Origin of the sequence: Planomonospora sp. ID82291 (genome assembly GCF_015711645.1) — a bacterium.
In the GTDB taxonomy this organism is placed as follows: domain Bacteria; phylum Actinomycetota; class Actinomycetes; order Streptosporangiales; family Streptosporangiaceae; genus Planomonospora.
The window spans coordinates 840,713-867,496 of record NZ_JABTEX010000002.1 but is presented as its reverse complement, the minus strand read 5'-3'; the positions used below and the strand labels follow the sequence as shown (position 1 = coordinate 867,496).

General features: G+C 75.1%; 24 protein-coding genes. 9 read left to right on the top strand and 15 right to left on the bottom strand.

Features of this window, described 5'->3' with window-relative positions; genetic code table 11:
- Positions 1-96: 96 nt before the first annotated feature.
- On the bottom strand, positions 97-1,272 hold the full coding sequence (locus tag HS045_RS14880) for an MFS transporter (protein WP_196451947.1): 1,176 nt from the start codon (positions 1,270-1,272) through the stop codon (positions 97-99).
- Positions 1,273-1,425: 153 nt separating this feature from the next.
- On the opposite strand from HS045_RS14880, the gene HS045_RS14875 reads away from it, so the two are divergent.
- Positions 1,426-2,643, top strand: a complete 1,218-nt coding sequence (locus HS045_RS14875; RefSeq protein ID WP_230884043.1) for a LacI family DNA-binding transcriptional regulator — start codon at positions 1,426-1,428, stop codon at positions 2,641-2,643.
- Positions 2,644-2,715: 72 nt separating this feature from the next.
- On the opposite strand, the gene HS045_RS14870 is transcribed toward HS045_RS14875, so the two are convergent.
- The 4 genes from HS045_RS14870 to HS045_RS14855 all read right to left on the bottom strand — a co-directional run bounded on the left by HS045_RS14870 (position 2,716) and on the right by HS045_RS14855 (position 5,774).
- On the bottom strand, positions 2,716-3,117 hold the full coding sequence (locus HS045_RS14870; RefSeq protein ID WP_196451946.1) for a response regulator transcription factor: 402 nt from the start codon (positions 3,115-3,117) through the stop codon (positions 2,716-2,718).
- Positions 3,118-3,333: 216 nt separating this feature from the next.
- Positions 3,334-3,855, bottom strand: a complete 522-nt coding sequence (locus HS045_RS14865; protein ID WP_196451945.1) for a GNAT family N-acetyltransferase — start codon at positions 3,853-3,855, stop codon at positions 3,334-3,336.
- Between the two features lie 44 nt (positions 3,856-3,899).
- Entirely contained in the window at positions 3,900-4,508 is a 609-nt protein-coding gene (locus HS045_RS14860) for an XRE family transcriptional regulator (RefSeq protein ID WP_307827528.1), read from the bottom strand.
- A gap of 48 nt (positions 4,509-4,556) precedes the next feature.
- Positions 4,557-5,774, bottom strand: a complete 1,218-nt coding sequence (locus HS045_RS14855) for an MFS transporter (RefSeq protein WP_196451944.1) — start codon at positions 5,772-5,774, stop codon at positions 4,557-4,559.
- Positions 5,775-5,877: 103 nt separating this feature from the next.
- On the opposite strand from HS045_RS14855, the gene HS045_RS14850 reads away from it, so the two are divergent.
- Together HS045_RS14850 and HS045_RS14845 are read left to right on the top strand one after the other, a co-directional pair.
- On the top strand, positions 5,878-6,918 hold the full coding sequence (locus HS045_RS14850) for a helix-turn-helix transcriptional regulator (protein ID WP_196451943.1): 1,041 nt from the start codon (positions 5,878-5,880) through the stop codon (positions 6,916-6,918).
- 189 nt (positions 6,919-7,107) lie between these two features.
- The gene (locus HS045_RS14845; RefSeq protein WP_196451942.1) at positions 7,108-9,060 is read left to right on the top strand and encodes an ABC transporter ATP-binding protein; all 1,953 of its coding nucleotides are present in this window, start codon (positions 7,108-7,110) and stop codon (positions 9,058-9,060) included.
- On the opposite strand, the gene HS045_RS14840 is transcribed toward HS045_RS14845, so the two are convergent.
- The 4 genes from HS045_RS14840 to HS045_RS14825 all read right to left on the bottom strand — a co-directional run bounded on the left by HS045_RS14840 (position 9,048) and on the right by HS045_RS14825 (position 14,102).
- On the bottom strand, positions 9,048-10,664 hold the full coding sequence (locus tag HS045_RS14840; protein ID WP_230884042.1) for a DUF6056 family protein: 1,617 nt from the start codon (positions 10,662-10,664) through the stop codon (positions 9,048-9,050). The two genes, HS045_RS14845 and HS045_RS14840, sit on opposite strands and share 13 nt — an antisense overlap.
- Complete coding sequence (locus HS045_RS14835) at positions 10,661-11,971, bottom strand: glycosyltransferase (RefSeq protein WP_307827527.1); 1,311 nt, start codon at positions 11,969-11,971, stop codon at positions 10,661-10,663. Before HS045_RS14835 ends, HS045_RS14840 begins: the two co-directional genes overlap by 4 nt.
- 129 nt (positions 11,972-12,100) lie before the next feature.
- Positions 12,101-13,558 carry a penicillin-binding protein 2 gene (locus tag HS045_RS14830; protein WP_196451940.1) on the bottom strand — a complete coding sequence of 486 codons (1,458 nt, stop codon included), beginning with the start codon at positions 13,556-13,558 and terminating at the stop codon, positions 12,101-12,103.
- 163 nt (positions 13,559-13,721) lie between these two features.
- Positions 13,722-14,102 (bottom strand): MerR family transcriptional regulator, encoded by a 381-nt coding sequence (locus HS045_RS14825; protein WP_230884041.1) that lies wholly within the window; start codon positions 14,100-14,102, stop codon positions 13,722-13,724.
- A 102-nt stretch (positions 14,103-14,204) separates the two neighbouring features.
- Here HS045_RS14825 and HS045_RS14820 point away from each other — a divergent pair, with 102 nt between their 5' ends.
- Positions 14,205-15,143 carry an aldo/keto reductase gene (locus HS045_RS14820; protein ID WP_196451938.1) on the top strand — a complete coding sequence of 313 codons (939 nt, stop codon included), beginning with the start codon at positions 14,205-14,207 and terminating at the stop codon, positions 15,141-15,143.
- A 90-nt stretch (positions 15,144-15,233) separates the two neighbouring features.
- On the opposite strand, the gene HS045_RS14815 is transcribed toward HS045_RS14820, so the two are convergent.
- Positions 15,234-15,884, bottom strand: coding sequence for a TetR/AcrR family transcriptional regulator (locus HS045_RS14815; protein ID WP_196451937.1), 651 nt, complete (start codon positions 15,882-15,884; stop codon positions 15,234-15,236).
- A gap of 71 nt (positions 15,885-15,955) precedes the next feature.
- Here HS045_RS14815 and HS045_RS14810 point away from each other — a divergent pair, with 71 nt between their 5' ends.
- The 5 genes from HS045_RS14810 to HS045_RS14790 all read left to right on the top strand — a co-directional run bounded on the left by HS045_RS14810 (position 15,956) and on the right by HS045_RS14790 (position 21,316).
- Positions 15,956-17,281: a GH1 family beta-glucosidase gene (locus tag HS045_RS14810; protein ID WP_196451936.1), complete on the top strand. Its 1,326-nt coding sequence runs from the start codon at positions 15,956-15,958 to the stop codon at positions 17,279-17,281.
- Positions 17,282-17,529: 248 nt separating this feature from the next.
- The gene (locus HS045_RS14805; RefSeq protein WP_196451935.1) at positions 17,530-19,974 is read left to right on the top strand and encodes a nitrate- and nitrite sensing domain-containing protein; all 2,445 of its coding nucleotides are present in this window, start codon (positions 17,530-17,532) and stop codon (positions 19,972-19,974) included.
- Positions 19,955-20,380 (top strand): roadblock/LC7 domain-containing protein, encoded by a 426-nt coding sequence (locus HS045_RS14800; RefSeq protein WP_196451934.1) that lies wholly within the window; start codon positions 19,955-19,957, stop codon positions 20,378-20,380. Before HS045_RS14805 ends, HS045_RS14800 begins: the two co-directional genes overlap by 20 nt.
- The gene (locus HS045_RS14795; RefSeq protein WP_196451933.1) at positions 20,377-20,739 is read left to right on the top strand and encodes a DUF742 domain-containing protein; all 363 of its coding nucleotides are present in this window, start codon (positions 20,377-20,379) and stop codon (positions 20,737-20,739) included. Before HS045_RS14800 ends, HS045_RS14795 begins: the two co-directional genes overlap by 4 nt.
- Positions 20,720-21,316: an ATP/GTP-binding protein gene (locus tag HS045_RS14790; protein ID WP_196451932.1), complete on the top strand. Its 597-nt coding sequence runs from the start codon at positions 20,720-20,722 to the stop codon at positions 21,314-21,316. The genes HS045_RS14795 and HS045_RS14790 overlap by 20 nt, the downstream gene beginning before the upstream one ends.
- 46 nt (positions 21,317-21,362) lie before the next feature.
- Here HS045_RS14790 and HS045_RS14785 read toward each other — a convergent pair whose 3' ends face one another.
- From HS045_RS14785 to HS045_RS14765, 5 genes are all read right to left on the bottom strand, one after another.
- Positions 21,363-22,613 (bottom strand): family 16 glycosylhydrolase, encoded by a 1,251-nt coding sequence (locus HS045_RS14785; RefSeq protein WP_196451931.1) that lies wholly within the window; start codon positions 22,611-22,613, stop codon positions 21,363-21,365.
- A gap of 370 nt (positions 22,614-22,983) precedes the next feature.
- Positions 22,984-24,180 (bottom strand): hypothetical protein, encoded by a 1,197-nt coding sequence (locus tag HS045_RS14780; RefSeq protein ID WP_196451930.1) that lies wholly within the window; start codon positions 24,178-24,180, stop codon positions 22,984-22,986.
- 185 nt (positions 24,181-24,365) lie between these two features.
- Entirely contained in the window at positions 24,366-24,818 is a 453-nt protein-coding gene (locus HS045_RS14775) for a DUF6640 family protein (RefSeq protein WP_196451929.1), read from the bottom strand.
- A complete protein-coding gene (locus HS045_RS14770; protein WP_196451928.1) occupies positions 24,797-25,936 on the bottom strand; it encodes an FAD-dependent monooxygenase in 1,140 nt (379 codons plus the stop codon). The genes HS045_RS14775 and HS045_RS14770 overlap by 22 nt, the downstream gene beginning before the upstream one ends.
- Positions 25,937-25,955: 19 nt before the next feature.
- A complete protein-coding gene (locus tag HS045_RS14765) occupies positions 25,956-26,699 on the bottom strand; it encodes a siderophore-interacting protein (RefSeq protein WP_196451927.1) in 744 nt (247 codons plus the stop codon).
- Positions 26,700-26,784 lie beyond the last annotated feature (85 nt).

Below are 26,784 nucleotides of genomic sequence, written 5' to 3'. Positions count from 1 at the left end.
GGGAACGGCATCCGGCGCGGGCCGGACCCCGGGCCGTCACCCGGTACGGGTCCGGCACCCGGACCGTCACCCGGTACGGGTCCGGCACCCGGACCGTCACCCGGCGCGGGCGGGGCGCCCGGCGGGGAGGCCCGCGACGAGTTGGAGCCCGCACGCGCCGAGTCCGGCCAGCAGCGGCACCGTCCAGCCGCCGGAGACCTCCCTCAGCAGCCCGAACAGGAACGGGCCGAGCGCCGCCATGACGTACCCCGCCGACTGGGCGACGGCCGACAGCGCGGTCACCGCCGCCGGGTCGGGGGCGCGCAGGGTGATGATCAGCATCGCCAGCGCGATCGCGGCGCCCTGGCCGATTCCGAGGACGAGCATCCAGAGCCAGGGCACGGTGGCGGGGGCCGCCAGCACCCCGGCGTACCCGGCGGCGGTGAGCAGGGTCGCCACCGTCACGTGCGGCGCCTGCGAGCGCGCCCTCCCGGCGTGCACGGGCACCACGAGCGTGACCGCCACCTGGACGAGGTTGGACAGACCCAGCAGGTAGCCGGCCTGGTCGGCGGGGAGCCCGGCCTCCTGGAAGATCGTCGGCAGCCAGGCGAGCGTGACGTAGAAGGTCAGCGACTGCACCCCCATGAACGCCGTGACGGACCAGGTCACCGGGGAGCGCAGCAGCGCGCGGAACGGTACGGGCTCCACCGGTCCGCCCGCCGGACGGCGCAGTGCCTGGGGCAGCCAGAGCAGGGCGGCCGCCACGGCGGGGAGCGCGGCCAGTGCGGTGGCCCCGCGCCAGTCGTAGCCGGTGACGCGTTCGAGCGGGACCGTCAGCCCGGAGGCCGCGGCGGCGCCGAGGACCAGGCCGGAGACGTAGACGCCGGTGAACAGGCCGACCCGCGCGGGGAAGTGCTGCTTGACGATGCCCGGCATCACCACGTTCATGATCGCTATGGCGGTGCCGGCCACGGCCGCGCCCGCGTACAGCGCGGGGACGCTTCCGGCGCTGCGCAGCAGCAGTCCGGCGGCCAGCACCAGCAGCCCGGCCAGCAGCGTGCGGTCCAGGCCGAAGCGGCGGGCCAGCGGAGGGGCGAGCGGCGCCAGCACCCCCAGGCAGACCACCATCACGGTGGTGATCGCGCCGCCCTCGGCCGGGCTCAGCCCGAGATCCTCCATGATCTCGTCGAGCACCGGCGAGATCCCGGCCAGGGCCGGCCGGAGGTTGAACGAGGCGAGCACGAACCCGGCGACCAGCAGGAACCATGACAGACGGACCCGGCGTTCGGACATCGCTCTACTTTCGCACACCTGCGGGAGGCGGCCTGCGCCGGACCCCTCCCGCGCGGACGGCGACGAGGAGCCCGGCGCCCGGCCCCGAAGCCCGGCCCCGAAGCCCGGCAGGCTCCGTGACACGCTGGAGGGAGGCGAGGGAAGGTGGCCGCGATGTCGGCAGGGGCGCCGGGTCCGTCCGGGCCGGACGGGCTGCTCTCCGGGATGTCCGCACGGGGCGGGGCCGCCGCCGAGGTGACGGACGCGGCCCGGCCGACCGCGACGCCGGACGTGGAGAGCGGGGAGAGGGAGCACGGGCGCCGGGAGGTGCCGGAGGCGGCCCCGGGACCGGAACGCCGTGACGACGTCGTCCACCGGTGCGGCCCGGGCGATGATCGGAGCGTGACGGAGAGCATCCGGGGGCGGCCCACGATGAAGGACGTCGCGGCGACGGCCGGCGTGGCGCTCAAGACGGTCTCCCGGGTCGTCAACGCGGAGCCCGGGGTCAGCCCCGCCACCGCCGAGAGGGTCGCCGCGGCCATCGAACGGCTCGGCTACCGGCGCAACGAGAGCGCCCGGGTGCTCCGGCGGGGCCGGACCGCGACCATCGGGCTGGTGATCGAGGACGTCGCCGACCCGTTCTACTCGGAGATCAGCCGGGCGGTCGAGGACGTGGCGCTGCGCCACGGCTCACTGGTGCTCAGTGGTTCCTCCGGGGAGGATCCGCGGCGCGAGCGGGAACTCGTGCTCGCCTTCTGCGCCCGCCGGGTGGACGGGCTGGTCATCGTGCCCGCCGGGACCGATCACGACTACCTGCGGCCCGAGCTGGCCGCGGACGTCGCCGCCGTCTTCGCCGACCGCCCCGGCGGGCTGGACGTCGACACCGTGCTCTGCGACAACGCCGGCGGCGCGCACGCCGGGGTCACCCATCTGATCCGCCACGGCCACCGCCGGATCGCCTTCCTCGGCGACCGCACCACCATCTTCACCGCCGCCGAGCGCCTGCGCGGCTACCGCCGGGCGCTCGGCGACGCGGGCCTGCCCGCCGACGGGGCGCTGATCGCGACGGGCCCGCCGGGGCGGGCCGGGGCCGCGCTGGAGCGGATGCTGGCCGAGCCGGACCCGCCCACGGCCGTGTTCACCGGCAACGGCCGGATCACCGTGGCGCTGCTGCGTTCCGGCCACCGCCCGCCGCTGGTCGGCTTCGACGACTTCGAGCTGGCCGACCTGCTGACGCCCGGGGTGAGCGTGGTCGCCCAGGACCCCGCCGACCTGGGCCGGACGGCCGCCGAGCTGCTCTTCCGCCGCCTGGCCGGCGACACCGGTCCCGCCGAGCGCATCGAGCTGCCGGCCCGGCTCGTCCCACGTGGCTCCGGGGAGCGGCGGCCCTGACCCGCACCGGTCAGGGCCGCCGGTTCCCGGAGCCGCACCGGTCAGGGCCATCGGTCCCCGGAGCCGCACCGGTCAGGGCCATCGGTCCGGGTCGGAGCCGGGCCGCGCCGCCCGGGCGAGCATGCCCTCGACCCGCGCCACGAACTCCTCGTGGCCGAACGGCTTGATCATGTAGTCGTCGGCCCCGGCCCGGAAGGCGGCCTCCATGTCCCCCTCTCCCACCCGGACCGTCAGCATCATCACCGCCACCCGGTCGCCTCCGGGCATCGCCCGCAGCCTGCGGCACACCTCGGGACCGAACAGCCCCGGCATCACCCAGTCCAGGATCACGGCGTCGGGCATCTCCCGGGCGGCGATCTCCAGGGCCGCCTGCCCGGTGCCGGCCGTCACGACGTCGTGCCCGGACCGCTTGAGCACGAGACTCACCACGAACTTCACGTCCGGATCGTCGTCCACGACCAAAACCCCGGCCATCGCTCCACCGTTCCCCGGTCATCGCTCCACCGCTCGCCGATTCTCGGGGGCCGTCCCCTCACTCCCCCGTCCCCGGCCGGGCCCGCCCCTCTCTCGCGGATTCCCGGTCATCCAACGGTCCTACCCAGTCTTCGCGGCGGTCCCGTCTCCGGAGGAGGAGACTTCCCGGGGACCGCGGCGGGCACCGGCCGGGCGATCCGGGGTCCCGGAGCCGGATCAGCCGATCCGCTTGTAGTAGAAACTGCAGTCCCGCAGGGAGCCGGCCGGGTCGGCGGCGTAGTCGGGGACGACGCCGTAGCGGGTCCAGCCGGCGGCGCCGTACAGGTGGTCCGCGGCGCTGCCGGTCTCGGTGTCCAGGAGCAGGAGGGTGGCTCCCGCCTCGGCGGCGGCCCGCTCGGCGGCGGCGAGCAGCCCGCGGCCCAGCCCTCGGCCCCGGGCGCGGCGGTGGACCATCAGCTTGACGACCTCGGCCCGGTTCCTGCCGTTGGCCCTGCCCTCGAAGGCGAGGCCGACCGTGCCGTCGACGCCTCCGGCGCCGCGGGAGACCCAGACGGCGAGGCTGCCGTCGGCCACGGCGGGCTCCCGGTCCCGCCACCAGACCGCCGCCGCGTCCCGGTCGAGGGGGGCGAGGAAGCCCAGGGAGGAGCCGCCGTCGACGGCGTCGGCGAGTAGTCCGGCGAGCTCCCGCACGCTGTCGCGGAACTCCTCGGCGGACAGGCGCGTGATCGTGTGCGTCATGCGGGCCTCCTGTCGGGTCCGGCGTACGACCGGTCCGTACGGGTTCAGGGCAGGACGAGCATCAGGGCGTAGCGGACCGGTCCGGAACCGGTGCAGCGGAAGCGCGAGCGGCCCCAGAGCCGGAACCGCAGGCAGTCCCCCGCCCGGATCTCGTGCGCGTGACCGTCGGCGGTGACCTCCAGCTCTCCCTCCAGCACCCAGATGTGCTGCTCCAGCCCCGGCACGGGCGACCCGTCGTAGGAGATGTCCGCTCCGGGGCGCAGCACGCCCTCGACGACCTCGCCGCGCAGGCCGGCGTGGGGCGGGGAGACCGACCGGCGGGTGAAGCCCGACGCCTCGTCCCGCCACACCGGCTGCTCCGCGGCGCGCACCAGCTGCGGCGGCTCGGACTCCACCTCGGCCAGGAGCCTGGACATCGTCCGCTCGTAGGCGGTGCACAGCCTGCCGAGCAGGGCCGCCGTCGGGCTGATCTCCCCGCGCTCCAGCCGCGACAGGGTCGAGCGGCTCACCCCGGTCCGGCCCGCGAGCTCCTCCAGCGACCAGCCGCGCTCCGTCCGGAGCCCGGCCAGCCGGGCCGCGAGCCGGGCCTCCATCCGCTCCGTCCCGGTCTCCGGGGCGGCCTCCTGGGCGGGCCGCGGGTCCACGTATCTCACATGAGAGACTTTATCTCATATATGAGAGAAAATTCCAGACGGCATCGATCATCCGCCCATGGCCTCCGGCCGCAGGGACCGGTGCAGGGCCGCCGAGCAGGCGATGGTCGCGGCTCCGGCGAGGGCGATCGCCAGGTGGGGGGCGGTCCACTCCGCGGCCAGACCCACCAGTGCGGCGCCCGCCGCCTGGCCGGTCATCGCACCCGCGCTGAGCAGGCCGAAGGCCTGGCCCCTGACCGGCTCCGGCGTCGCGTCCACGAACCGCCGCTGCAGCCCCAGCGCGTAGGAGCCGGCGGCCGCCGTGGCGAGCAGGGCGAGCAGCGCGGTCCCGGCGAGCCCCGGCCCGAGGGCGAACCCGAGCAGGGGCACGCCCGCCGCCGCCGCGAGGGGCAGGGCCAGCCGCTCCCGGTCCTCCGGGGAGGCGAACCGGCCGACGGCGAAGCTGCCGAGCGCCAGGCCCGCGGACGCGGCGGTGAGCCCGATCCCGGCCGTGCCGCCCAGGTAGGGGACGAACACGGCCTCGGCGCCCGTCACGAACGAGACCGGGAGCCACTGCGCCAGCAGCAGTCCGCGCACCCGCGCGTCGGCCAGCAGAGCCCGGTTGACCCGCAGCGTCTCCCGTACGGCGCCGCCCCGGCCCCGGCCGCCCCGGCCCCCGTCCCGGTCCCGGCCGGGCAGGTCCGGCAGCCCCGCCCGCAGGACGACCGCCGCGACGGCGGAGAGCCCGGCGGTGACCAGCAGGGCCCCCTCCGACCCGGTGGCGGCGAGCAGCCCGCCGCCCAGGGCGAGCCCGCCGATCTGGGCCCCGGCCGCCGTCATGCTCAGCACCGACCTGGCGAGCACGAACGCGTCCCCCACCAGCAGGTCGGGCAGGAGCGCGGTGCGGGCCGCCCCGAACACCGGGGAGAGCACGCCGGTGGCCAGGACCAGCGCGAGCATCGCCCAGACGGGCATCCCGGCGAGGGCCAGCAGCAGGCAGGTCGCCGCCCTGACCAGTTCTCCGGCGATCATCAGCGGGCGCGGCCGGATCCGGTCGGCCAGCGAGATCAGGAGGGTGCCGCCCACGATGTAGGGCAGGAAGCCGAGCATGTACGCCGCCGCCGACAGCCCCGCGGAACCGGTCCGCGCGTGCACCAGCGCCGCCAGGGCCAGCATCTTGACCTGGTCGCCGACGACCAGGAGCGCGAAGCCCCCGAACAGCACCCGGAATCCGTCCGCGGCGAAGACCTCGCCGTAGGTCGCGCCGCGCTCTCGTGTGCTCGTCATGCGCCCGATGATCGGGGGGAGCGCCACCGGGAGGCTAATGTTTCGGATATCCCCGAAAGGCCGCGACGGGACGTGTCCCGGGGCGGCGGCAGGAGGCGCACCCGTGGTCTACCGGATCGAGGTCAGCCCCGGTGACCTGGTGGCGAGCCGGTTCGCGATCTCCCCGCTCGTCACGACCAAGCAGGCGCTCTGGGTCCTGTCCGGCAAGAAGGACGCCGGTCCGTGGCGGGCCTGGACCGACCGGATGCGGGAGCCGTACGGCCGGCTGCTGGCCGCAGAGCCGGGGCTGGGACCGATGACCGCGCTCTTTCGCGACCACGCCTACAACGCCGACTTCCCCGCCCCTCCGCCGGTCGGCGTGAACACGCCCGTCGAGGAGGAGCTCGCGGTCGTGCGCGCCACGCCCGTCGCCCAGGCGCACGAGGAGATCGCCCGCAACCTGGAGGGCATGGCGCGCCCGCCGGAGGAGGTCCTCCGGGTCCTGTTCTCGCCGGACGTGGTGACGCTGTTCGCCGACGCGCTCCGGCACGCCTGGGAGGAGATCGTCGCCCCCGTCTGGCCGCGCTTCCACGCCATCCTGGAGCGGGACGTGGTCCAGCGGGCGGGCCGCCTGGCGACGTACGGCTGGGCCGCGGCCCTCGACGACCTGGCGCCCAAGGCCCGCTGGCTGCCGGACGGCGTCATCGAGGTCCAATCCGGCTCCGGCTCCGGCTCCGGCTCCGGCTCCGGCTCCGGCTCCGGCGAGACGCTACGGCTGGACGGCCGGGGCGTGCTCTTCCTGCCGTCGGTCTTCCCCGTCGGGATCGGCTCCTACTTCGAGCACGCCTGGCCGTACGCGCTCTCCTACCCGGCGCGCGGCACCGGGATCCCGCCCGAACCCGGGGGCGGCGCGGCCGGGCTGGCCGGGCTGATCGGCCGGAGCCGGACCCGCATCCTGCTGGAGCTGGCCGTACCGGCGACCACCAGCCGACTGGCCGTCCTGCTCGGCCTGGGACCGGGTACCGTCGGCGGCCACCTCGCGGCGTTGCGCGAGGCCGGGCTGGTCGCCCGGGCCCGCACCGGCCGCAGCGTGCTCTACCACCGGACCGCACTCGGTGACGCGCTGGCCGGGCAGGACGTGCGGGACCGGGCGGGCAGGACGTAAGCCGCCGCCGCGGGGATCGGGGCGAGCACGGCGGGCCCCGGCGGGAGAGCGGATGACGGCCTCGCCCACCCCGGCCGCCGGATCCGCCCGCCCCGGCCGCCGGATCTTCTCCCCGGTCCGCCGGAGCTGTCCCATGATGGACAGCCCCGAACCATGGCGGCCCCGCTCGCGACGATTCAGACTGCGGACATGGCGGACACCTCTCAGGACCCTCTCCCGGAATCCCCTGCTCCAGAGCCTGACGCCCCCGGAGACGGCACCGAGGAGACCGACGGCACCGGCCCCGGCGCCCCGGAGCTCGGTGAGATCAACCTCACCGAGTGGTACGCCCACGCGGACGAGCTGGTCGGCGTCGGGTTCCTGACCGTCGCCCGGCGGCTGCCCGCCCTGGTGGCCCAGGCCGTACGGCTGGCCTGGCTGGCCAGCCCCCGCGACACCGCCGTCACGATCGCGCTGAGCCTGCTCAGCGGCGTCTTCACCGCGTTCGGCCTGCTCGCCACCACCGGGGTGCTGACGGCCCTGTTCGAGGCGGGCCCCACCCCGGAGCGGGTCAGGGCGGCCCTGCCCGGCCTGGTCCTGGTGGGCGTGGCCGCCACCTTCCGCACGCTCGCCCAGGCGGGCGCGGGCTGGGCGCAGTCCCGGCTGGACCCCCAGGTCAGCCGGATCGCCGAGGAGCGCCTCTACGGGCTGACCAGCCGGGTCGGCCTGGCCGCCTTCGACGACCCCGACTTCCACGACGCACTGCAGCGCGCCAGGGCGCGGGGCGTGTCCATGGCCGACGAGGTGGTCCGCACGGCCATCGACGTGCTGACCGCGGCGATCGGCATCGTCGCGGCCGCGGGCGTGCTGGGCGTCCTGCACCCCGTGCTGCTGCCGCTGCTGGTGCTCGCGGTGCTGCCCGACGCCTGGGCCGCCGTCCGGGCGGCCCGCATGCGCTACACCACGATGTACCGGCTGATCCCCGCCGCCCGGCGCAAGTGGATCACCGCCCAGCTCCTGGCGGACCGCGAGCCGGCGGCCGAGGTGCGCTCGTTCACGATGCGCGGCTTCCTGATGCGGATGTACGACGCGGTCTCCCGGGCCGAGCAGGCCGTCCTGCTGGACCTGGCGCGGCGGCAGACGGTCACGCGGGTGCTCGGCGAGGGACTGAGCGGCGTGGGCACCGCCCTGGTCTACGTCGCCCTCGGCCTGCTGCTGGCCGCCGGGGCGGTCCCGCTGGCCGTGGCGGGCACCGCCGTGCTGGCGATCCGCTCCGGGCAGACCTACCTCGCCAACCTGATGTACGCCACCAACCGCCTGTACGAGGAGGGGCTCTACTTCACCGACTTCCTCGGCTTCTGCGCCGACGCCGAGGCGCGGCTGACCTCCCGGACCTCCGGGCCCGTCCCGGAGGGCTTCGAGCGGATCACCGCCGAGGACGTCGTCTTCACCTACCCGGGGTCGGACTCTCCCGCCCTGCAGGGGGTCTCGGTCCGCCTCGACCGGGGCGAGGTGGTCGCGCTGGTGGGCGAGAACGGCTCCGGCAAGACCACCCTGGCGAAGATCCTGTCCGGTCTCTACGAGCCCGACGGCGGGCGCGTCCGCTGGGACGGCACCGACCTGTCCGAGGTGGACCCCGACGGGCTCCGGCGGCGCATCGCGGTCATCGCCCAGGACCACACCCGCTGGCCGCTGACCGCCCGGCAGAACATCACGATGGGCACGGACAAGGGGGAGGCCGCGCTGGTCGCGGCGGCCGAGGTGGCCGGGGCCGACCAGGTCGTGGCCGACCTGCCGCACGGTTACGACACGCTGCTGGACCGGCGGTTCAAGGACGGCCAGGAGCTGTCGGGCGGGCAGTGGCAGCGGATCGCGGTCGCCCGGGGCTTCCACCGGGACGCCCCGCTGCTGATCTGCGACGAGCCCACCGCCGCCCTCGACGCCCGGGCCGAGCACGCGCTCTTCGAACGCGTCCGCGAGCACGCCGACGGCCGTACCGTCCTGCTGATCACCCACCGGCTGGCCAGCGTCCGCTACGCCGACCGGATCTACGTCCTCGACCACGGCAAGGTCACCGAGGAGGGCACCCACGCCGAGCTGATGGAGCTCGGCGGCCTCTACGCCGAGCTGTACGGCCTGCAGGCCCGCGCCTACTCCCGCTGACCGGCCGCCCGCCGGACGACGACCCCGCCCACCCGGTGGAAGCGGGCGATCGAGACGTTGATCCAGCTGCCCGGATGCCGGGAGACCTCCCGGAGCCCCGCGATGCGCAGGCGCCGGTAGGGGATCACCGTCTCGCCCCGTGCCCGCGCCTCCTCGACCGCCGCGGCCCGCACGTCCCAGGCGACCGCCCGCTCGGCCATCCGCCGGCCGAGGTGCCCGAGGTCGGCCGCGCACGCCGCGACGACCGCCAGCGCGACGAGGCACGCACCGGTGCCCAGGACGCCCGGCGGCAGCGGGCCGCGGCGCCGCAGGGCCGCGGAGAGCGGTCCGGCGGCGAGGAACCCGTAGCAGGCCGCCGCGAGGACGAGCACGAGGTTGGCGTTGAACCAGGCCCGGTAGGCCACCCAGGCGCCGGGCGGGCCGTAGCCGTACCTGAGCGCGTACTGCACGGCGAAGACGGACGACAGGGCCGCCGCGGCGGGGAGCGCCAGGATCCAGGCCCGCTCCGCGCGGGACCGGGACGACCACCGCGGCCGCCGGGCCCACCGCCGCCCGCCGCCGGTCAGCAGGGCCGCCAGCACCCCGATCGCCAGGGCCGCGAACGGCGCGGCGCCGAGGAACGCCCGGTACAGCGCCGCCCCGGACATCGCGAGGGCGTCCTGGAGGAGCCGCGGGTCCAGGACGCCGACGCCCGGGGGACGCCGCCGGCTCCCGCCGGGAGACAGCGCCAGCAGAGCCAGGCCGCCGAGCAGCCCCGCCGCCAGCGCCAGCGCGAAGGAGACCGCCTGGCCCGAGCCCGCCCTCCCGCGCAGGACCGCGGCGGTCACCAGGGCGAGACCGGTCAGGGCCAGCCACACCAGGGTGACCGCCTCGCTCGTCGTGCCCAGGAAGCAGCCGACGGGCAGCGCGGCGGCACAGACCGCGACCCGCTGACCCCGCCTCCGCGCCCGCACGGCGATCCCGGCCAGCGCCGTGATCACCGCGGGGGGCACCACGTGCGAGACGACGCCCGGGATCCAGAAGAGCGTCTGGTAGGCGCGGGGCTGGGTCAGCAGGGCGATCCCCGCCAGACCGGGGCCCGTCAGGAGCAGGACCGTCCGCGTCGGGGCGAACCCCAGCCGCCTCAGCGCCCCGTGGCAGGCCAGGGCCACGGCCGCGGAGAGCAGGACGTAGGTCGCCGCCCCGCAGACGCGCATCCCGAGGCCGGGGTCGGTGTAGGCGATCCCGGCCAGGAACGCGTTCCCCACCCGCCCGGTGAGGCGGTCGCGGAACTCGGCCACGATGCCCGGGATCCCGCCTTCACGGGTGAAGACGATCAGACGGTAGTCGTCCGACGCCGGCCGTACGCGGGAGCCGAGGAACGCGATCGCGCCGCCCAGTCCGAGCATCGGCAGGATGACGGCCCACGCCTGCCCTACGGGCCGGGCGGCCGTCCGCGCCCGCTGTACGGGCCGGACGGCGGCCCGCGCCCGCCGCATGGACCACCGGGCGACGGCCCGCGCCCGCCGTACGGACCGGACGGCGAGCGGCGGCGCGCAGGGCCGGGGCGGTCGGGGGCCGGGTGCGCCGGAGCCGCCGGCCGCTTCCGGGTCCGGGCCCCTCATCCCGCCCGCCGCCCTCCGTCGCGGCCGTCGCGGGCCGTCCCGAACACCCACCTCTTCAGCAGCGTGAACCGGAGGAACACCACCGTCATGGCCGCCGCCACCAGGACGAGGCTCTCCCCGCCGCGGTGGAGATCCGGATGCAGGACCGCGGAGAGGCGGATCGCCGCGGTCGTCACCAGGTAGGTGAGGACGAAGAGCGTCCCGGCCCGCGCGTGCGTCCGCAGATCCGGCCCGCAGGCCCGGTTGAAGGTCCACCGCCGGTTCGCCTCGGTGTTCGCCAGCGAGGTGACCGACAGCGCGACCAGGTTCGCCGCCTCGGGCGAGAAGACGTCGCGCAGCGCCCGGTAGAGGAGCACGTGCAGCGCGGTGGAGACCAGCCCGACCGCGGAGAACAGCAGGACGTCCCAGGACCTCTCCATGCGGGGCGCGCGGAGCACCGCGTCCGGATGCGCCGGGCGCAGCGCGGGGACCGGCGGGATCTCCACCCGGGCCCGGCCGCGCGAGATCGCGCGCGACACCCGGGCGAGCCCCCGGAAGTCGGCCGCGGCCGTCCTCCACACGTCGACCCGCGAATCGGCGTCCTCCACCCAGTCGACCGGGATCTCCACGATGCGGGCCCCGTTGTACTGGGCGACCAGCAGCAGCTCCGTGTCGAAGAACCACCCGTCGTCTTCGACCCGGTCCAGGATCGGCCGGACGACGTCCGTCCGGGCGGCCTTGAACCCGCAGGTCGCGTCGGTGAAGTCCGCCGCGAAGCCGATCCGGAGCATCCCGTTGTACAGGCGGGATATCAGTTCCCGCCGCACCCCCCGCTCGATGCGCGACCCCCCGGCCAGCCGCGTGCCGATGGCGATCTCGCAGTGCCCCGAGGCGACCGCGCTGACCAGGGGGAGCAGAGCGTGCAGGCCGGTGGACAGGTCGACGTCCATGAACGCGACGATGTCGGCGCCGCTGTCCCTCCAGGCCTCCTTGACGGCGATCCCCTTGCCGCGCCGCTCCAGCCTGCGGGCCCGCACCCCCGTCATCGTCCGGGAGAGCCGCTGGGCCGTCTCCCAGGTGGCGTCGGTGCTGCCGTTGTCGACGATGGTGACCGTCCAGGCCGGCGGGAAGAAGTCCGTCAGGAAGCGGTGCACGGTCCGGATGCACCCGGGCAGGGCGCGCTCCTCGTTCAGGACGGGGATGACGATCTCCACGGAGGTGAGACCCCGCGCCGCCCGCCCGTCGTCCCACCGGTCCCGGTCGTCGGGCAGGACCGCCCGGTCCCCGTCGTCGGGCAGGACCGCCCGGCGCATCTCCGTCGCATCCACGATTCACCCCGTCACCCGATCAGGCCCGCCACGGATGAATCCTGGCTCCCCCCGCCGCGCCGCCCCATCGGATACGCGGTTCCGTCGACGATCCGTGAACCGCCCTTTGCCCGCGCCGGCCGGCGGGGGTCACCGCAGTACGGCCCGCATGATCGCCCTCGCGACGGGACCGGCCACCCGGCCGCCGGAGCCGCCCCCCTCGACGACGACCCCCACGGCCACCCGGGGGGAGTCCGCCGGGGCGAAGCCGGTGAAGACGGCGTGGTCCCGGCCGGCGTTCTCGGCCGTCCCGGTCTTGGCCGCCACCTCGACACCCGGCAGGGCGGCGGCGCTGCCGGTGCCGCCCTGCCGGGTGACCCCGGTCATCATGGCGGTGAGCCGCCGGGCGTCGCGGATGCTCAGCGCGCGGCGGTAGCGGGACGGCTCCGCCTCGGCGATCACCGTCCCGTCCCCGAGCCGCGCCTCCCGCACCAGGTGGGGGCGCATGAGCGAGCCGTCGCCCGCGACCGCCGCCGAGAGCATGGCGAGCACGAGCGGGGTGGCGCGGTCGTCGAACTGGCCCAGCGCGGACATCGCGGTCTGCGCCCGGTCCATCCCGGCCGGGTAGACGCTCCGGGCCGCGGGCAGCGGCACCGCGAGGCCGCCGTCGTTGAACCCGAACGCCTCGGCCCGCTCGCGCAGCACGTCCTGACCGAGACCGACCCCGATCCTCGCGAACGGGGTGTTGCAGGACACCTTGAACGCGTGGGCCAGGGACGGGAGGCCGTCGCCGCAGGCCGTCCCCCGGTAGTTGCGCAGGCGGACGGAGGCGCCGGGGAGGCGGAACACGGCGGGGGCGGCGACGCGCGTTCCCGGCCGGTAGTCGCCCGAGGCGAGCGCGGCCGCGGCTGTCACGATCTTGAAGGCGGAGCCGGGCGGGTAGGTCTGCCGGATCGCCCGGTTCAGCAGCGGGCGGCCCGGATCGGCCTGCAGCCGCCGGTCGGTCCGGTCGAGTACGGCGAGGTCGGACGTGGTGTAGAGGTTCGGGTCGTAGGACGGGTAGGAGGCCATCGCCAGGATCGCGCCGGTGGCCGGGTCGATCGCGACGGCCGCCCCGGGCCGGCCGGTGGCGCGCAGTCCCTCGTAGGCGGCCCGCTGCGCCCGCCCGTCGATCGTGAGCCCGACCGCCGCGCCCACCGCCGCGGTCCCGTCCACGATCGAGCGGATCCTCACCCGGGAGTCGGTCCCGGAGAGCAGCGCGTCCTCGGCCCGCTCGATCCCGGTGGCGGCGTAGAACGACAGGTGCCCGGTGACCGGCGCGTAGACGGAGCCGCCGGGATAGAACCGCCGGTACCGGGGGCGGCCCCCGTCCCCGCGCTCCAGGCGGCTGGTCGCGACGACGGTGCCGTCGCGCAGCCGGATCTCCCCCCGGGGCCGTTCGAACCGCGCGGTCAGCGTCCGCTGGTTGTACGGGCTCTCCCGCAGCCCGGCGGCGTCGAACACCTGGATCCAGGTCGCCTTCCCGAGCAGCGCGAACAGCATCACCCCGCACGCCGCGGCGACGTGCCTCAGCGGGATGTCCATCCGTCGCGCGCGCGGTGCGGCCATGGCGGGTCCCCTCCCCGAGGTCCGGCTTCCGGTCTAACAGCCGGCCCGGAAAGGGCCCCCCGCCGCACGGCAAAAGCCCCGTACGGCCCGCGTCACGACCGCCCGCGTCACGACCGCCCGCGTCCCCCGTGCGCGCAGCCCGCCGTACCGCGGGGAGACCGCGTCACCGCCGCCCGCGGCCCGCCCCGACCACCCCGCGGTAGTAACCGATCTTGTTGCGGATCGCGGTCTGCTTCTCCCGCAGGTTGTCCACCTGGGCCTCCACCCGGCGGTCGTGGGCCTCCAGCAGCGCGATCCGGTCGCGGATCGTGTGCTCGCCCTGCCGGGTCAGCTCCGCGAAACGGAGCATCTCCGCGATCGGCATGCCGGTGTCCCGCAGGCACCTGATCATGCCCAGCCAGCCGATGTCCTTCTGCGTGAAGCGGCGCTGACCGGCGGCGTTGCGGCCGATCGGCTCCAGCAGCCCGATCCGCTCGTAGTACCGCAGGGTGTCGAGGCTGAACCCGGTCTCCTCGGCGACCTGTCCCGGTGTGTACACGCTCATGCCCGGAAGCATGGCACCTGGAGCGGGCTCCAGGTCAAGCTCTCCGGCCGCCGCCGCGGGCGGCTTGACATGGAGCGCGCTCCAGCTTCCACCCTGGGCCGTATGACGCACATCCCCCTCGCCCTGGGCACCATCCCGTTCGGCACCACCGTCGACGACGCCACGGCTTTCGCGATCATGGACCGCTTCGCCGAGGCGGGCGGCGCGCTGCTGGACACCTCCAACAACTACCCCTTCTGGTACGAGGGGGCGACCGGCGACGAGAGCGAGCTGGCCATCGGCCGCTGGCTGGCCGCACGGGGGAACCGCGACCGGGTCGTGATCAGCACCAAGTGCGGCGCCCGGCCGACCGTCCCCGGCGACCGCACGCTCGACTCCGCCGAGGGCCTGTCCGCGCGGGCCGTCGAGGCCGCGATCGAGGGCAGCCTCCGACGGCTCGGGACCGACCGCGTGGACGTCCACTGGGCGCACATCGAGGACCGGTCGGTCCCGCCGGCCGAGACCCTCGCCGCCTTCGACGGGCTGGTCCGGGCGGGCAAGGTGCGGGAGACCGGCGCCAGCAACATCCCCGCCTGGCGGTTCGAGCGCGCCCGCAACGTCGCCCGGGAGAACGGCTGGACCGCCTACTCCCACCTGCAGCTGCGCCACTCCTACGTCCGCCCCCGGCCCGGCGCCCCGCTGCAGTCCTCCGGGCACACGGTGGTCAACGACGACACCCTGGACTACCTGCGCGAGGAGCCCGGCGTGACCCTGTGGGCGTACAGCACGCTGATGAGCGGCGGGTACACCCGCGCCGACCGCCCCTTCGACCCGGCCTTCGACCACCCGGGCACCACCCGGCGCCTGGCCGTGCTGCGGGAGGTCGCGGCCGAGCTGGGCGCCACCGTGAACCAGGTGGTCCTGGCCTGGCTGATCGGCGGCTCCCCGGCCGCCGTCCCGATCGTCGGCGCGAGCAGCGTCGAGCAGCTCGACGAGGCCCTCGGCGCGCTGGACGTCGAACTCGACGACGAGCTCCGCGCCCGGCTGGACGCCGTCTCCTGACGCACCTCCCCGGCGGGCACTACGACGGGCGGCCCTTCGGCGCCACCGCGGGCGGGCGCTACGGCAGGCGGGCGCCACGGCGGGCGGGCACTACGGCAGGCGGGCGGAGAGGTAGCGGCGGACCATGAGCTTGCACTCGTCGACCAGTTCGGGGTCGCCCTCCGGCCGGGTCCGGAAGGCGAGCTTGAGCACGGCGTCGGCCGCCTCCACCGCGACGACCAGCGCCCGGTCCAGCTCCGCCCCCGCCGGGGCGCCGAGCACCTCGATGCTGATCCCCCGGAGGCGGTCGGCCACCACGACGTTGTTCTCCAGCGCGGTGTCGAGCATGCGCTCGGTCCCCCGCAGCGCCGGACCGCCCGGCGCGTGCAGCACCTCGCCGAAGTCCACGACGCCGAAGCCCGGGGTGGAGCGCTTCATGGCGACGAACTCGTCGATCGCCAGGTCCACCATGTCGGTCCAGTCGGACAGCGCGGCACCGGTGAGCCGGGTGGTGATCCGGTCGAGGAACGCCTCCAGGTTGCGCACGGCGAGCGCGCGCACCAGCCCCTGCTTGTCGGAGAAGAACTGGTAGAAGGTCCCGATCGGCACCTCCGCGCGGCGCGCGACCTCCTTGGTGGTCAGCGCCTCGTAGCCCACCTCGTCCAGCAGCCTGGCGCACTCGTCCAGCATGCGCTCGACCCGTTCCACGCTCCGCCGCTGGGCGGGGCGACGGCGCAGCGTTCCCCCGGGGACGTTCGTCATTGCCTCATCATCTCCCATGAGGCCGTACCGCGAGCTAACATGAGCAGTACTCATACAACCAGGAGGTGAGGATGTTCCTCTGGGGTGCCGCCACCGCCGCCTACCAGATCGAGGGCGCCGTCTCCGCGGACGGCCGGGGACCGTCCGTCTGGGACACCTTCTCCCACGAGCCCGGCCGGGTCCGCGACGGCCACACCGGCGACACCGCCTGCGACCACTACCACCGCTGGCCCGAGGACGTCGCCCTCCTGGCCGGCCTGGGCGTGGACTCCTACCGCTTCTCCATCGCCTGGCCCCGGGTCCAGCCCGGCGGCAGCGGACCGGCCAACCCCGCGGGCCTCGACTTCTACGACCGGCTGACCGACGCCCTGCTCGCGGAGGGCATCGTCCCGGCCGCCACCCTGTTCCACTGGGACCTGCCCCAGCCCCTCCAGGACGCGGGCGGCTGGCTCTCCCGCGACACCGCCCACCGCTTCGCCGACTACGCCGCCCTGGTGGCCGACCGGCTCGCCGACCGGATCCCGATGTGGATCACCCTGAACGAGCCCTTCGTCCACATGGCCTTCGGTTACGCCACCGGGGTGCACGCCCCCGGCCAGGTCCTGCTCACCGGCGCCCTGCCCGCCGCCCACCACCAGCTCCTCGGCCACGGCCTGGCCACGGCGGCGCTCCGGGCGCGCGGCGCCGGGCGCGTGCTGATCACCAACAACTGCACCCCGGTCCGGCCCGCCTCGGCCGACCCCGCCGACCTGGCCGCCGCCGAGGCCTACGACGTCCTGCACAACCGGCTGTTCACCGACCCGGTCCTGCTGGGGACCTATCCGGACCTCGACGCGTACGGCGCGGCGCTGGACTGCGTCCGCGACGGCGACCTGGAGCTCGTCTCCGCCCCGCTCGACGGGCTCGGCGTCAACTACTACAATCCCACCCGGATCGCCGCCCCCGACGCCGGGGCCGCCGCGCTCGGCCTGCCGTTCACCGACGCCGGGATCACCGGCCACCCCGTCACCGCCTTCGGCTGGCCCGTCGTCCCCGACGGCCTGCACGAGCTCCTGACCGGCCTGAAGGCGAGGTACGGCGACGCCCTGCCCCCGGTCTACGTCACCGAGAACGGCTGCTCGCAGCACGACGAGCCCGGCCCGGACGGCACGGTCGACGACCGCGAGCGGATCGCCTACCTCGACGGGCACCTCGCGGCGCTGGAGCGGGCCGCGGCCGAGGGGGTGGACGTCCGCGGCTACTACGTCTGGTCGCTGCTGGACAACTTCGAGTGGGCGGAGGGCTACCACCAGCGGTTCGGTCTGGTCCACGTCGACTTCGCCACCCAGCGGCGCACGCCCAAGGCGTCCTACCACTGGTTCCGGGAGCGCATCGCCCGGCACCGGGCCCGGCGCTGAGGGGCGTCCCGGGACCGCTCCGGGCCCGGCGCTGAGGGGCGTCCCGGGACCGCCCGGGGTGACGGCGTCGTCATCCACGGTGACCCCATCGATATGCAATCTTCGCAATCGACACCTTGAGCCCATTCCACCCCGACGGCATAGTGGGGCAGATCACAGCGCACCCCCGTCGCGGCCGCGATCCTCGGGGGGCCGACCGCTGCCCGCGGCCGCCCCCGCGCAGGACCGCGCGGAATTGGACACGATGAATGAGCACCCCCCGGCCGATCCGCACGAAGATCCTCGCAATCCTCCTGATCCCGCTGATCTCCCTGGTCGTCCTGTGGGGCTACAACGCCTACTCCACCGTCGCCCAGATCTCCGGCATCGCCCAGAGCCAGAGCCGGTGGCAGGAGGTCGGCGCTCCGGTGCAGGCGCTGGTCGGGCAGCTGCGCCGGGAGCGGCAGCTGTCCGCCGAGGCCGCCGCGCGCCCCGGGAGCCGGGCCGTCCTCCACGAGCAGCGGCGGGCCACCGACGGCTCGGCGGCGCGTCTGCGTGAGCTGGTCGCCTCCATCGGCCTGCAGGGCGCGGCGGACGAGACCGCCGACGGCATGCGCTCGCTGCTGAAGGCCCTGAACGGGCTCGGCGCGCTGCGCTCCTCCGCCGACGGCGGCCAGGTGCCCCCGCTCCAGGTGACCGAGGGCTACAACGGCCTCGTCAGCCTGGCCCAGCGGCAGTTCACCACCGCCGAGACGCTCACCGACGTGCCCTCCTACCGCATCATCCGCGGGCTCTCCTCCTACTCCGGCGCCCCCGAGTACATCGCCAGGGAACGCGCCGTCCTCACCGTCGCGCTCGCGCGCGGCGAGATGACCCCGGCCGAGCACACCGCCTTCGTCGCGGCGATGACCGGCCGCAGGCTCGTGCTCGCCACCGCCGAGCGCGACATGGGCCCCGAACTGCGGGCGATGCACCGGGAACTCGCCGCCGCCACCGCCTACCGGCGCTTCCAGGCGGCCGAGGACGAGATCGCCGCCTGGTCCGGGAGCCTCGGGGGCCTGGAGGGCGCGGCGCCGCCGGTGGACGGCGCCGTGTGGAACCGCGACTCCGAGTCCGTCCTCGCCGCCTTCGACTCCAACGTGCAGCGGGAACTGGCCCGCGCCGGGGCCAAGGGGGACACGCTCAAGGCCGCGGCGCTGTGGCGGATCGGGCTGGTCCTGGGCCTGAGCCTGCTCGCCGTCGTCGCCTCGATCCTGCTGTCCTACCGGTTCGGCCGCTCCCTGGTCAGAGAGCTGACGCGGCTGCGGGCCTCTGCCGCGGAACTGGCCGAGGAGCGGCTGCCCCGGCTGGTCGAGCGGCTGCGCAGGGGCGAGGACGTCGACCCGGCCGCCGAGGCCCCCGAACCGGCGCCCTCGCAGACGGCCGAGGTGGACGGCGTCGTGCGCGCCTTCTCGGCCGTCCGGCGGACCGCGGTGGAGGCCGCGGTCGGCCAGGCCGTGCTCCGCAAGGGCGTCGGCCAGGTCTTCCTCAACCTGGCCCGGCGCAACCAGGCCCTGCTCCACCGCCAGCTCGCGATGCTGGACGCGATGGAGCGCAGGACCGAGGATCCCGAGACGCTGGAGGACCTGTTCAAGGTCGACCACCTGACCACCCGCATGCGCCGCCACGCGGAGAACCTGATCGTGCTGTCCGGCGCGGCGCCCGGCCGCCGGTGGCGCGACCCGGTGCCGGTCGTCGACGTGGTGCGCAGCGCCGTACTGGAGGTCGAGGACTACACCCGCGTCACGGTGCTGCCGATGCCCGACGCGCCGCTGCTCGTCGGCGGCGCGGTGACCGACGTGATCCACCTGGTCGCCGAGCTGGTCGAGAACGCCACCGCCTTCTCCCCGCCGGGCACCGCGATCCACGTCCGCGGCATGCCGGCGGCCAACGGATTCTCGATCGAGATCGAGGACCGCGGCCTGGGCCTGGGGCAGGTCTGCGTCGACGCGCTCAACGACCGGCTCGCCGACCCGCCGGAGTTCGACCCGGCCGACAGCGACCGGCTGGGCCTGTTCGTCGTCTCCCGGCTCGCGGCCCGGCACGGGATCAGGGTCGTGCTGCGGCCCTCCCCCTACGACGGCGCCACCGCGATCGTGATGCTCCCCAACGCCGTCCTCGCCGGCCCCGAGCCGCCGTCCGCCGTGCCGCGCGGCGAGCTCACCGCCCGCACCGGCCACCCGGTCGACGGCGACGGCGACGGCGACGGCGCCGGCGCCCGCCGGGCGCTGAGCGCCGTACCGGCCGCGGCGCCCCGGTCGCTCTTCACGCCGGCGGCGGCGCCTCCGCCGCCGGCCCCGCCCCTCCCGTCCCGCCCCGTGGCGGAGACCGGGCGCTCCCTCCCGCCGCGGCGCGAACCCGGCGGCGGCGCCCCCGGCGCCCCCGGCGCCCCCGACGCCCCCGACGACCCCGACGACCTCGACGTCCCCGACGACCTCGACGGGCTGCCCGTACGGGTACGGCAGGCCAGCCTGGCCCCCCAGCTGCGCCGGTCGCGTCCGGCGCCGCCGCCCGACCCCCCCGTCCACCGATCACCCGAGGAGATCCTCGACCGCATGTCGTCCATGCAGCGCGGCTGGCAGCGGGGCCGCAGTCAGGCCGAGCGGCGCGGCGAGCCGTGGAACGACCCGCGGAACGGAAAGGAGGGCCACCCCGATGGCCGACCCCAGAACTGAGCTCAGCTGGCTGCTGGACGACCTCACCCGGCGCGTCCCCGGGATCCGGCACGCCATCGTGCTCTCCTCCGACGGCCTGGCCATGGGCGGGTCCCAGGGCCTGACCCGGGAGGACACCGAGCACCTGTCCGCCATCTCCGCGGGCAGCCACAGCCTCGCCCAGGGGGCGGGACGGCACTTCGGCCTCGGCGGCGTGCGGCAGACCATCATCGAACTGGAGGGCGGCTTCCTGTTCGTCACCGCGGCCGGGCAGGGCGCCCGGCTCGCCGTACTCGCCGCCCACGACGCCGATCTCGGCATGGTCACCTACGAGATGGCCCTGCTGGTCAAGCGCGTCGGCGACCACCTGTCCGCGCAGCCGAGGACGGCGGCTCCGGCGCCCGCCTGGAACGGCGCGCGGCCGTGACGGGAGACGATCCGGGCCCGCTGATCCGGCTCTACGGGCTGACCGGCGGCCGGGCCCGCCCGGCGGGCGAGTCCTTCGACCTGGTGGCCATCGTCACCGCCGTCGTCACCGCCGCCGGCGCACCGGCCGAACCGGCGGGGCTGGTCCCCGAGCACCTGGCCGCGCTCGCGCTGTGCCGCCGGCCCACCCCGGTGGCGGACGTCGCGGCGTACCTCGGGCTGCCGCTCAACGTCACCCGCGTGCTCCTGGGCGACCTGCGGCGGGAGGGCCTGGTGACCATCGACCGGCCGCGTCCGGCCGCGCAGACGATCGACGAGGGCATCTACAGGGAGGTGCTGCATGGACTACGCAGGCTCTGAGCCGGCGTCGGCGGCGGTCGCCGATCCGGCGATGGCGATCAAGATCCTCGTCGCGGGCGGCTTCGGCGTCGGCAAGACGACCATGGTCGGCACCATCAGCGAGATCCGGCCGCTGCACACCGAGGAGGTGCTGAGCGAGCGCGGCGTCGGCGTGGACGACGTCTCAGGCGTGGAGGCCAAGACCACCACGACCGTGGCGCTCGACTTCGGCCGCATCACCATCCGCGAGGGCCTCTGGCTCTACCTGTTCGGCACGCCCGGCCAGGACCGGTTCTGGTTCATGTGGGACGAGCTGGCCCAGGGCGCGCTCGGCGCCGTGGTGCTCGCCGACACCCGCCGCCTGCAGGACTGCTTCCCCGCCGTGGACTACTTCGAGCAGCTGGGCCTGCCTTTCGTGGTCGCCGTCAACTGCTTCGACGGCGCCCGCCGCCACGACCCGGTCACGGTACGGCGGGCGCTGGGCCTGGACGGGGTCGCCCCGATCCTCCTGTGCGACGTGCGCGAACGCGACTCGGTCAAGGAGGTGCTGACCTCCCTGGTCACCTACTCCGTGGGCGGCGCCTTCCCCGCCGGCTGACGGCAGGCCGGCGGCATCCGCCGCCGGCCTGCGCACCGGTCGGAGGTCAGCCGCGCGTCCACTTCTGGTTGGCCGTGCCGGCGCAGTCCCACAGCTGGAGCCGCGCGCCGTTGGCGGGGTTGAGGTCCACCACGTCCACGCACCGGTTGGAGACCGGGTTGACCAGGTCACCGGCCGGGTTGAGCCGGAACTGCTGGGCGGCGTTGCCCTTGCACGGGTGGAGCTGGATCGGCGTGCCGTTGGCGGTCCCCGCCCCCGCGGCGTCCATGCACATGCCCATCGCGCTCACGGTGCCGTCGCCGTTGAGGGACCACTTCTGGGCGGCGCTGCCGTTGCAGTCGTACATCTGCAGCCGGACGCCGTCGGCGGCCTTCCCGCCGGGGATGTCCACGCAGCGGCCGTTCAGCTTCGACTTCAGCACGCTCCCGGCCCCGGGGGTGCCGGGGGTCCCGGGGTTGCCGGGCTTCTCGTCGGTCGCGGAGACGCGGACGTAGTCGATCAGCATGGTCTGCGGGAACGCGGTGCCGCCGTCGGGGCTGCCCGGCCAGTTGCCGCCGACCGCCACGTTGAGGATCATGAAGAACGGGTGGTCGAAGACCCACTTGTTCCCGCGGACACCCGACGGCGTGAGGCGGAAGTACTCCGACCCGTCCAGGTACCAGACGATCAGGTTGGGCGACCAGTCGACCCGGTAGGTGTGGAAGGCGTCGCCGAGCGGGGCGCCGACCGTGCGGCTCCCGCCGATGCCGCCGCCGCCGGAGTAGCCGGGACCGTGCACGGTGCCGTGCACCGTGTTCGGCGCCTTGCCGACGTTCTCCATGATGTCGATCTCACCGGTGTTCGGCCAGTCGTTGCCGCCGAGCATCCAGAACGCCGGCCAGATGCCCTGCCCCTTGGGGATCTTGATGCGGGCCTCGAACCGGCCGTACGCCTGGCTGAACTTTCCCGCGGTCAGGATCCGGCCCGAGGTGTACTGGCAGGACCCGTAGTGGCACCGGTAGCCGGACGGGTTCTCCTTGCGGGCGGTGATGGCGAGGTGGCCCTGCCCGTCGTGGTACACGTTCCGGGCCGAGTTCGTGTAGTACTGCAGCTCGTTGTTGCCCCAGCCGCCGCCTCCGATGTCGAACTTCCACTTGGAGGCGTCGACGGAGGTCCCGGCGGCGCCGTTGAACTCGTCGGACCAGGTGACGGGGGCGACGGTGGCCTCCGCCGGGTCGTTGCCCGCGGTGGTGACCAGGGCGGCGGCCAGGGAGAGGGCCGCGGCCAGGGTCGTGAGAAGAGGACGGCGTCTGCGCATGGGTGGTTCCGCTCTGTGGTCGTTGCAGGGCGCGGCCTGCGGCCCGCCCGCCGTACGGAGGACGCCGTCGCGACGCGGCGTCCGTCTGAGATGACCGTTACGGCTGAAGTCACGAAGATGTAACCGCACGCCACAACCCATGTCAATATAAAAGTTTATTTAAGGTTTATTTATGGTTGACACGCCTGGTGAAGCCGGTGATACTGCCCTCCGGGCATCCGGTTGATCCGCCGACGCGCGGCCCGGACCGCCGGGCCGGCGACGGCGGGCCGCACGCCCGGTTCTTCCGCGTCCGAGGAGCCGACGGCGCCTCGGACCGGCGGTCGGGGCCGATGAGCCGGTCGCGGGCCGGAGGTCCGTACGCCGCCGTTCACCGCCTTCCCGGCGCTCTCCTCCTCGATCCCCGGCGCGGCGCCGGGACGTCCGCCCGGCCACCGGACCGCAGGCCCCGCCTGCCGAGCTCCCGCCAGACGTCGGGCCGGCACAGCCCCTGCACGTCGTGGAAGTTCGCGTACGCCAGCGGGGTCACCCTCAGCTCCAGCCAGCTCTCCTTGTTCAGCACCCGGTGCCAGGCGGCCAGGGGGAGGTGGAGGTGGCTCGGCATCCCGGTCTTGTCCTGGCTGGTGATCTTCAGGACGTCCGCGTGCCCGGCGGAGGCGCGCAGCACCAGGACGGGCCGGTCCTTCGACTCGTTGCCGTCCTCCCGGAAGGGCACGGTGGCGTACCAGACCTGACCGGGCCGGGGCGGCCAGAGACCGCCGGAGCGGTCGGCCGCCCGGTTCAGCGTCCCGGTGCGCGCCTGGCGGACGAGCCGCCAGACGGCCGATCCCAGCAGGCCGACGGCGGCCACCAGGAGGACCGCCACCAGGAAGGCCGCCCACAGCGCCGCGCCCGACCCCGCCGGTTCCCCGGTCAGCACCGCCAGGCCGTCGATCCCGGTCGTCGCGCCGACCGCGACGCACCCGCCGAGCACCGCCGCCGCCCCCGCCAGCTGCGGCAGCGGCGCGAGCCCGTCCGCCATCCGCCACGCCGCGACGCAGACGAGGGCCGCCGCCAGCGAGGCGCCGCCCCAGATCCCGGAGACCGACGTGACCGGCAGCCCGCTCCGCTCGGCCGCGAGCACCGCCGTGACGCACGCCGCCAGCAGCAGCGCGGCCCGCAGCACCAGGTACGGCCAGTGCAGCGGCGGCAGGACGGGACGGAACCACCAGGCGACCGCCAGCGCGGCGAACGGCGACGCGGCGGCCACCAGCCAGACCTCGGGGTGCCGGTCCAGCTCCGCGGTGCCCGAGTACATCAGCACCCCGGCCGGATACGCCATCACGTTCGCCCCCGCCCACAGGGTCCACAGCTTCAGCGGCCATCCCAGGCACCCCGTCCTGGACCGGCCGCCGGACTCGCCCTTGACCAGGGCGAAGAACAGCGCGGGCACGATCGCGCAGGCGATCATGAGCAGCTCGACCCAGCCCACCCCCGGCGCGGGCGCGGCCGGCCGCGCCGACGCCGCGAGACCGACCGGGCCGGCGCCCTGCGGCCACATCGATGGGACGAGGAGTGCCGCCGTCATATGTCGCATCCGTCCTTGATCGCCTTCTGGGTGCGGACAGACTCGCACGGATCGCCCGTGCCGTACAGATGACCGCGGCGCCTCTCCGGACGGACGGTCCCCGCCCATCGGCCACCAGGCGAAGCCTCGTCCCCGCCCCCTCCGGCCCGACACGTGGTCGATGCGCTGCGGGCCCCGCTAGGCGATCACCGCCTCCTCGGGACGGCGGGGCCTGCGGGCATGCGCCCTATCGCCGCTGCCGCGCCCGACAGGATCAGCAGCAGGACGATCGCCATGAACACCTGCCCGTGCAGGCCGAGGACGAAGACGGTCCGCTCGGCGAACTCCGGGTCGTAGGTGGCGGTGCCGGGGAAGAGGAGCGCGCCGGCCATGCCGAGCCAGGGGACGGCCAGCACCGCGGCCGCGCACAGCAGCCCGGCGCGCGCGTCCCGGCCCCGCCGCAGCGCGAGGACCAGGCCGATGAGGCCGAGGAGCACGGTCATCACCATGTACTGGGCGTCGTGGAACTTGGCGTGGGGCGGCCAGGCCGGGTTGAAGGCATGCTGCGCCGCCAGGTCGGGGATGACGAGGTCGGCGAGGACGGCGCTGACCGCCGTGATCACTCCGACGAGGACGATCAGGAGGCGTGGGAGGCGCATGGGAGGCCTTTCTCCCCGGGGGTCCAGGTGTAGGCGGGGGCGAGCGAGCGGCCGAGGAGCGCGTCCGGCAGGAGGGGGAGGACGGCGTCCCGCAGAGTGGTCAGCGGGGCGGAGGTCCAGTGCGCGGCGGCGCCGGCCTGACGGGAGCGGCGAACGATCAGCTGGGTGCGCGGCCTGCGGGCGCGGTCGTACGCCTGAAGTCCCCTGCGCACGCCGAGGGCGTCCACCGCGTGCGCGAGCGTGACCGCGTCCTCGAGCGCCTGGCAGGCGCCCTGTCCCAGGTTGGGGGTCATGGCGTGGGCGGCGTCTCCGAGAACGGCGGCGTTCCCGGAGACGTACGTCGGCAGTGCCGGCAGCTCGCAGACGTCGTGCTGCAGCACCGCCTCCGCTTGCGCGGAGTCGAGCAGCGCGGGGACGGGGTGGTGCCAGCCCGCGAAGCGCCGGCGCAGCGAGGCCGGACCGAGACGGGAGCCCGCCGGCGCGTTGGCCATCGCATAGCAGTAGACCCGGCCGTCGGGCATCGGCACGTACCCGAACCGTTCCCCCCTGCCCCAGGTCTCCGCGCTTCCCTCGACGGGCTGAGGCGGGGCGATGAAGCGCCAGGCGGTGTAGCCGACGTAGCGCGGCCCGGCCGCGTGCGGCCACAGGGAGCGCCGGGTCACGCTGTGCACGCCGTCGGCGCCCACCACAAGATCCGCGGTGGAGGCGCCGCCGCTGTGGTGGACCGTGCCGTCGGGCTTCACGTGGTGGACCTCGATGCCGGGCCGCAGGGCCTCGGGCGGCACGGCCGCTCTCAGCAGGTCGACCAGGTCGGCCCGGTGCACGGTCGCCCACGGGCCGAAGCGCCGTCTGAGGCCGTCGATGTCGTTGCGGATCAGCCAGTCCCCCTTCCTGCTGCGAATGCCCGCCGGCGGGTCGGCCGGCCCGCCGGCGCGCAGGCGGTCGCCCAGGCCGAGGACGTCCAGCGCGCGCAGGCCGTTGGGCTGGACGGTCAGACCCGCGCCCACCTCGGTGAACTCCGCGGCGCGTTCGAGGACGTCCACCTGCCAGCCGCGCCGGTGAAGGGCGACGGCCGCGGCGAGTCCGCCGATGCCGCCTCCCACGATGATCGCTTTCACGTGCGTGTCTCCTTGACGGTCAGTGCAGGCCCCGCTTGCCCGGGGCCCAGAACGGCTTGGTGGTGATCGAGGCCCGCGGCCAGTTGCGCTCGCGCACCAGGAAGTCGCGCACCATCTGGCAGGTCCTGGCCTCCCCGGCCACGTAGGCGGCCCCCGCGTTGCCCGGCAGGTCGAGCCCGGCCACGGCGTCGAGCAGCACCCGGGAGGAGACGGCGGGGGCGCCGTGGCGGTGGACGCGGCGCAGCGGCCGCGCCCCGGGCATGGGCAGGTCGTGTTCAGGGGACTCGCCCTCCAGGACCCCGTACACCTCGGCCGAGTCCTCCAGCGCCCGGATCATCGGCCCGAAGGCGGCACCGGCGGTCTCCTCCCCGATGAACACGTGGAAGTCGGCCTCGCGGGTGAAGAAGTCGCCCTGCGGCCACCAGAAGGCCGTCCGGTCACCGGGCCGGGCCGCCCGCGCCCACGTCAGGCCGATGCCGTCGCCCGCGTACAGGTGGACGCGCAACTCGATCGCCTTCCGGTCGGGGCCGAGCTCCCAGATCGTGTAGGTGCGCAAGGTCTCGGCCGGGCGCAGGATGCCCGAGACCGACAGCGGGTCCTTCAGCTGGATCCTGATGTGCTGGCCGGGGGTGTAGGGGAAGGCGACGGGCCGGTCGGTCTCCAGCCGGATCCGGCGCATGGCGGGGGTGACCTGCTCGGCGACGGTGACGGTCGCCTCCATGGCGTACTTGCCGAACAGGCGGTCGCGCATCGTGCGGGCCATGTCAGGAGTCCTTGCGCCGCCGGACGCGGGCCGCTCTGGACAGCCCCCACCACACGGCCGTGACGAGCACCACGGCCGCGAGGCC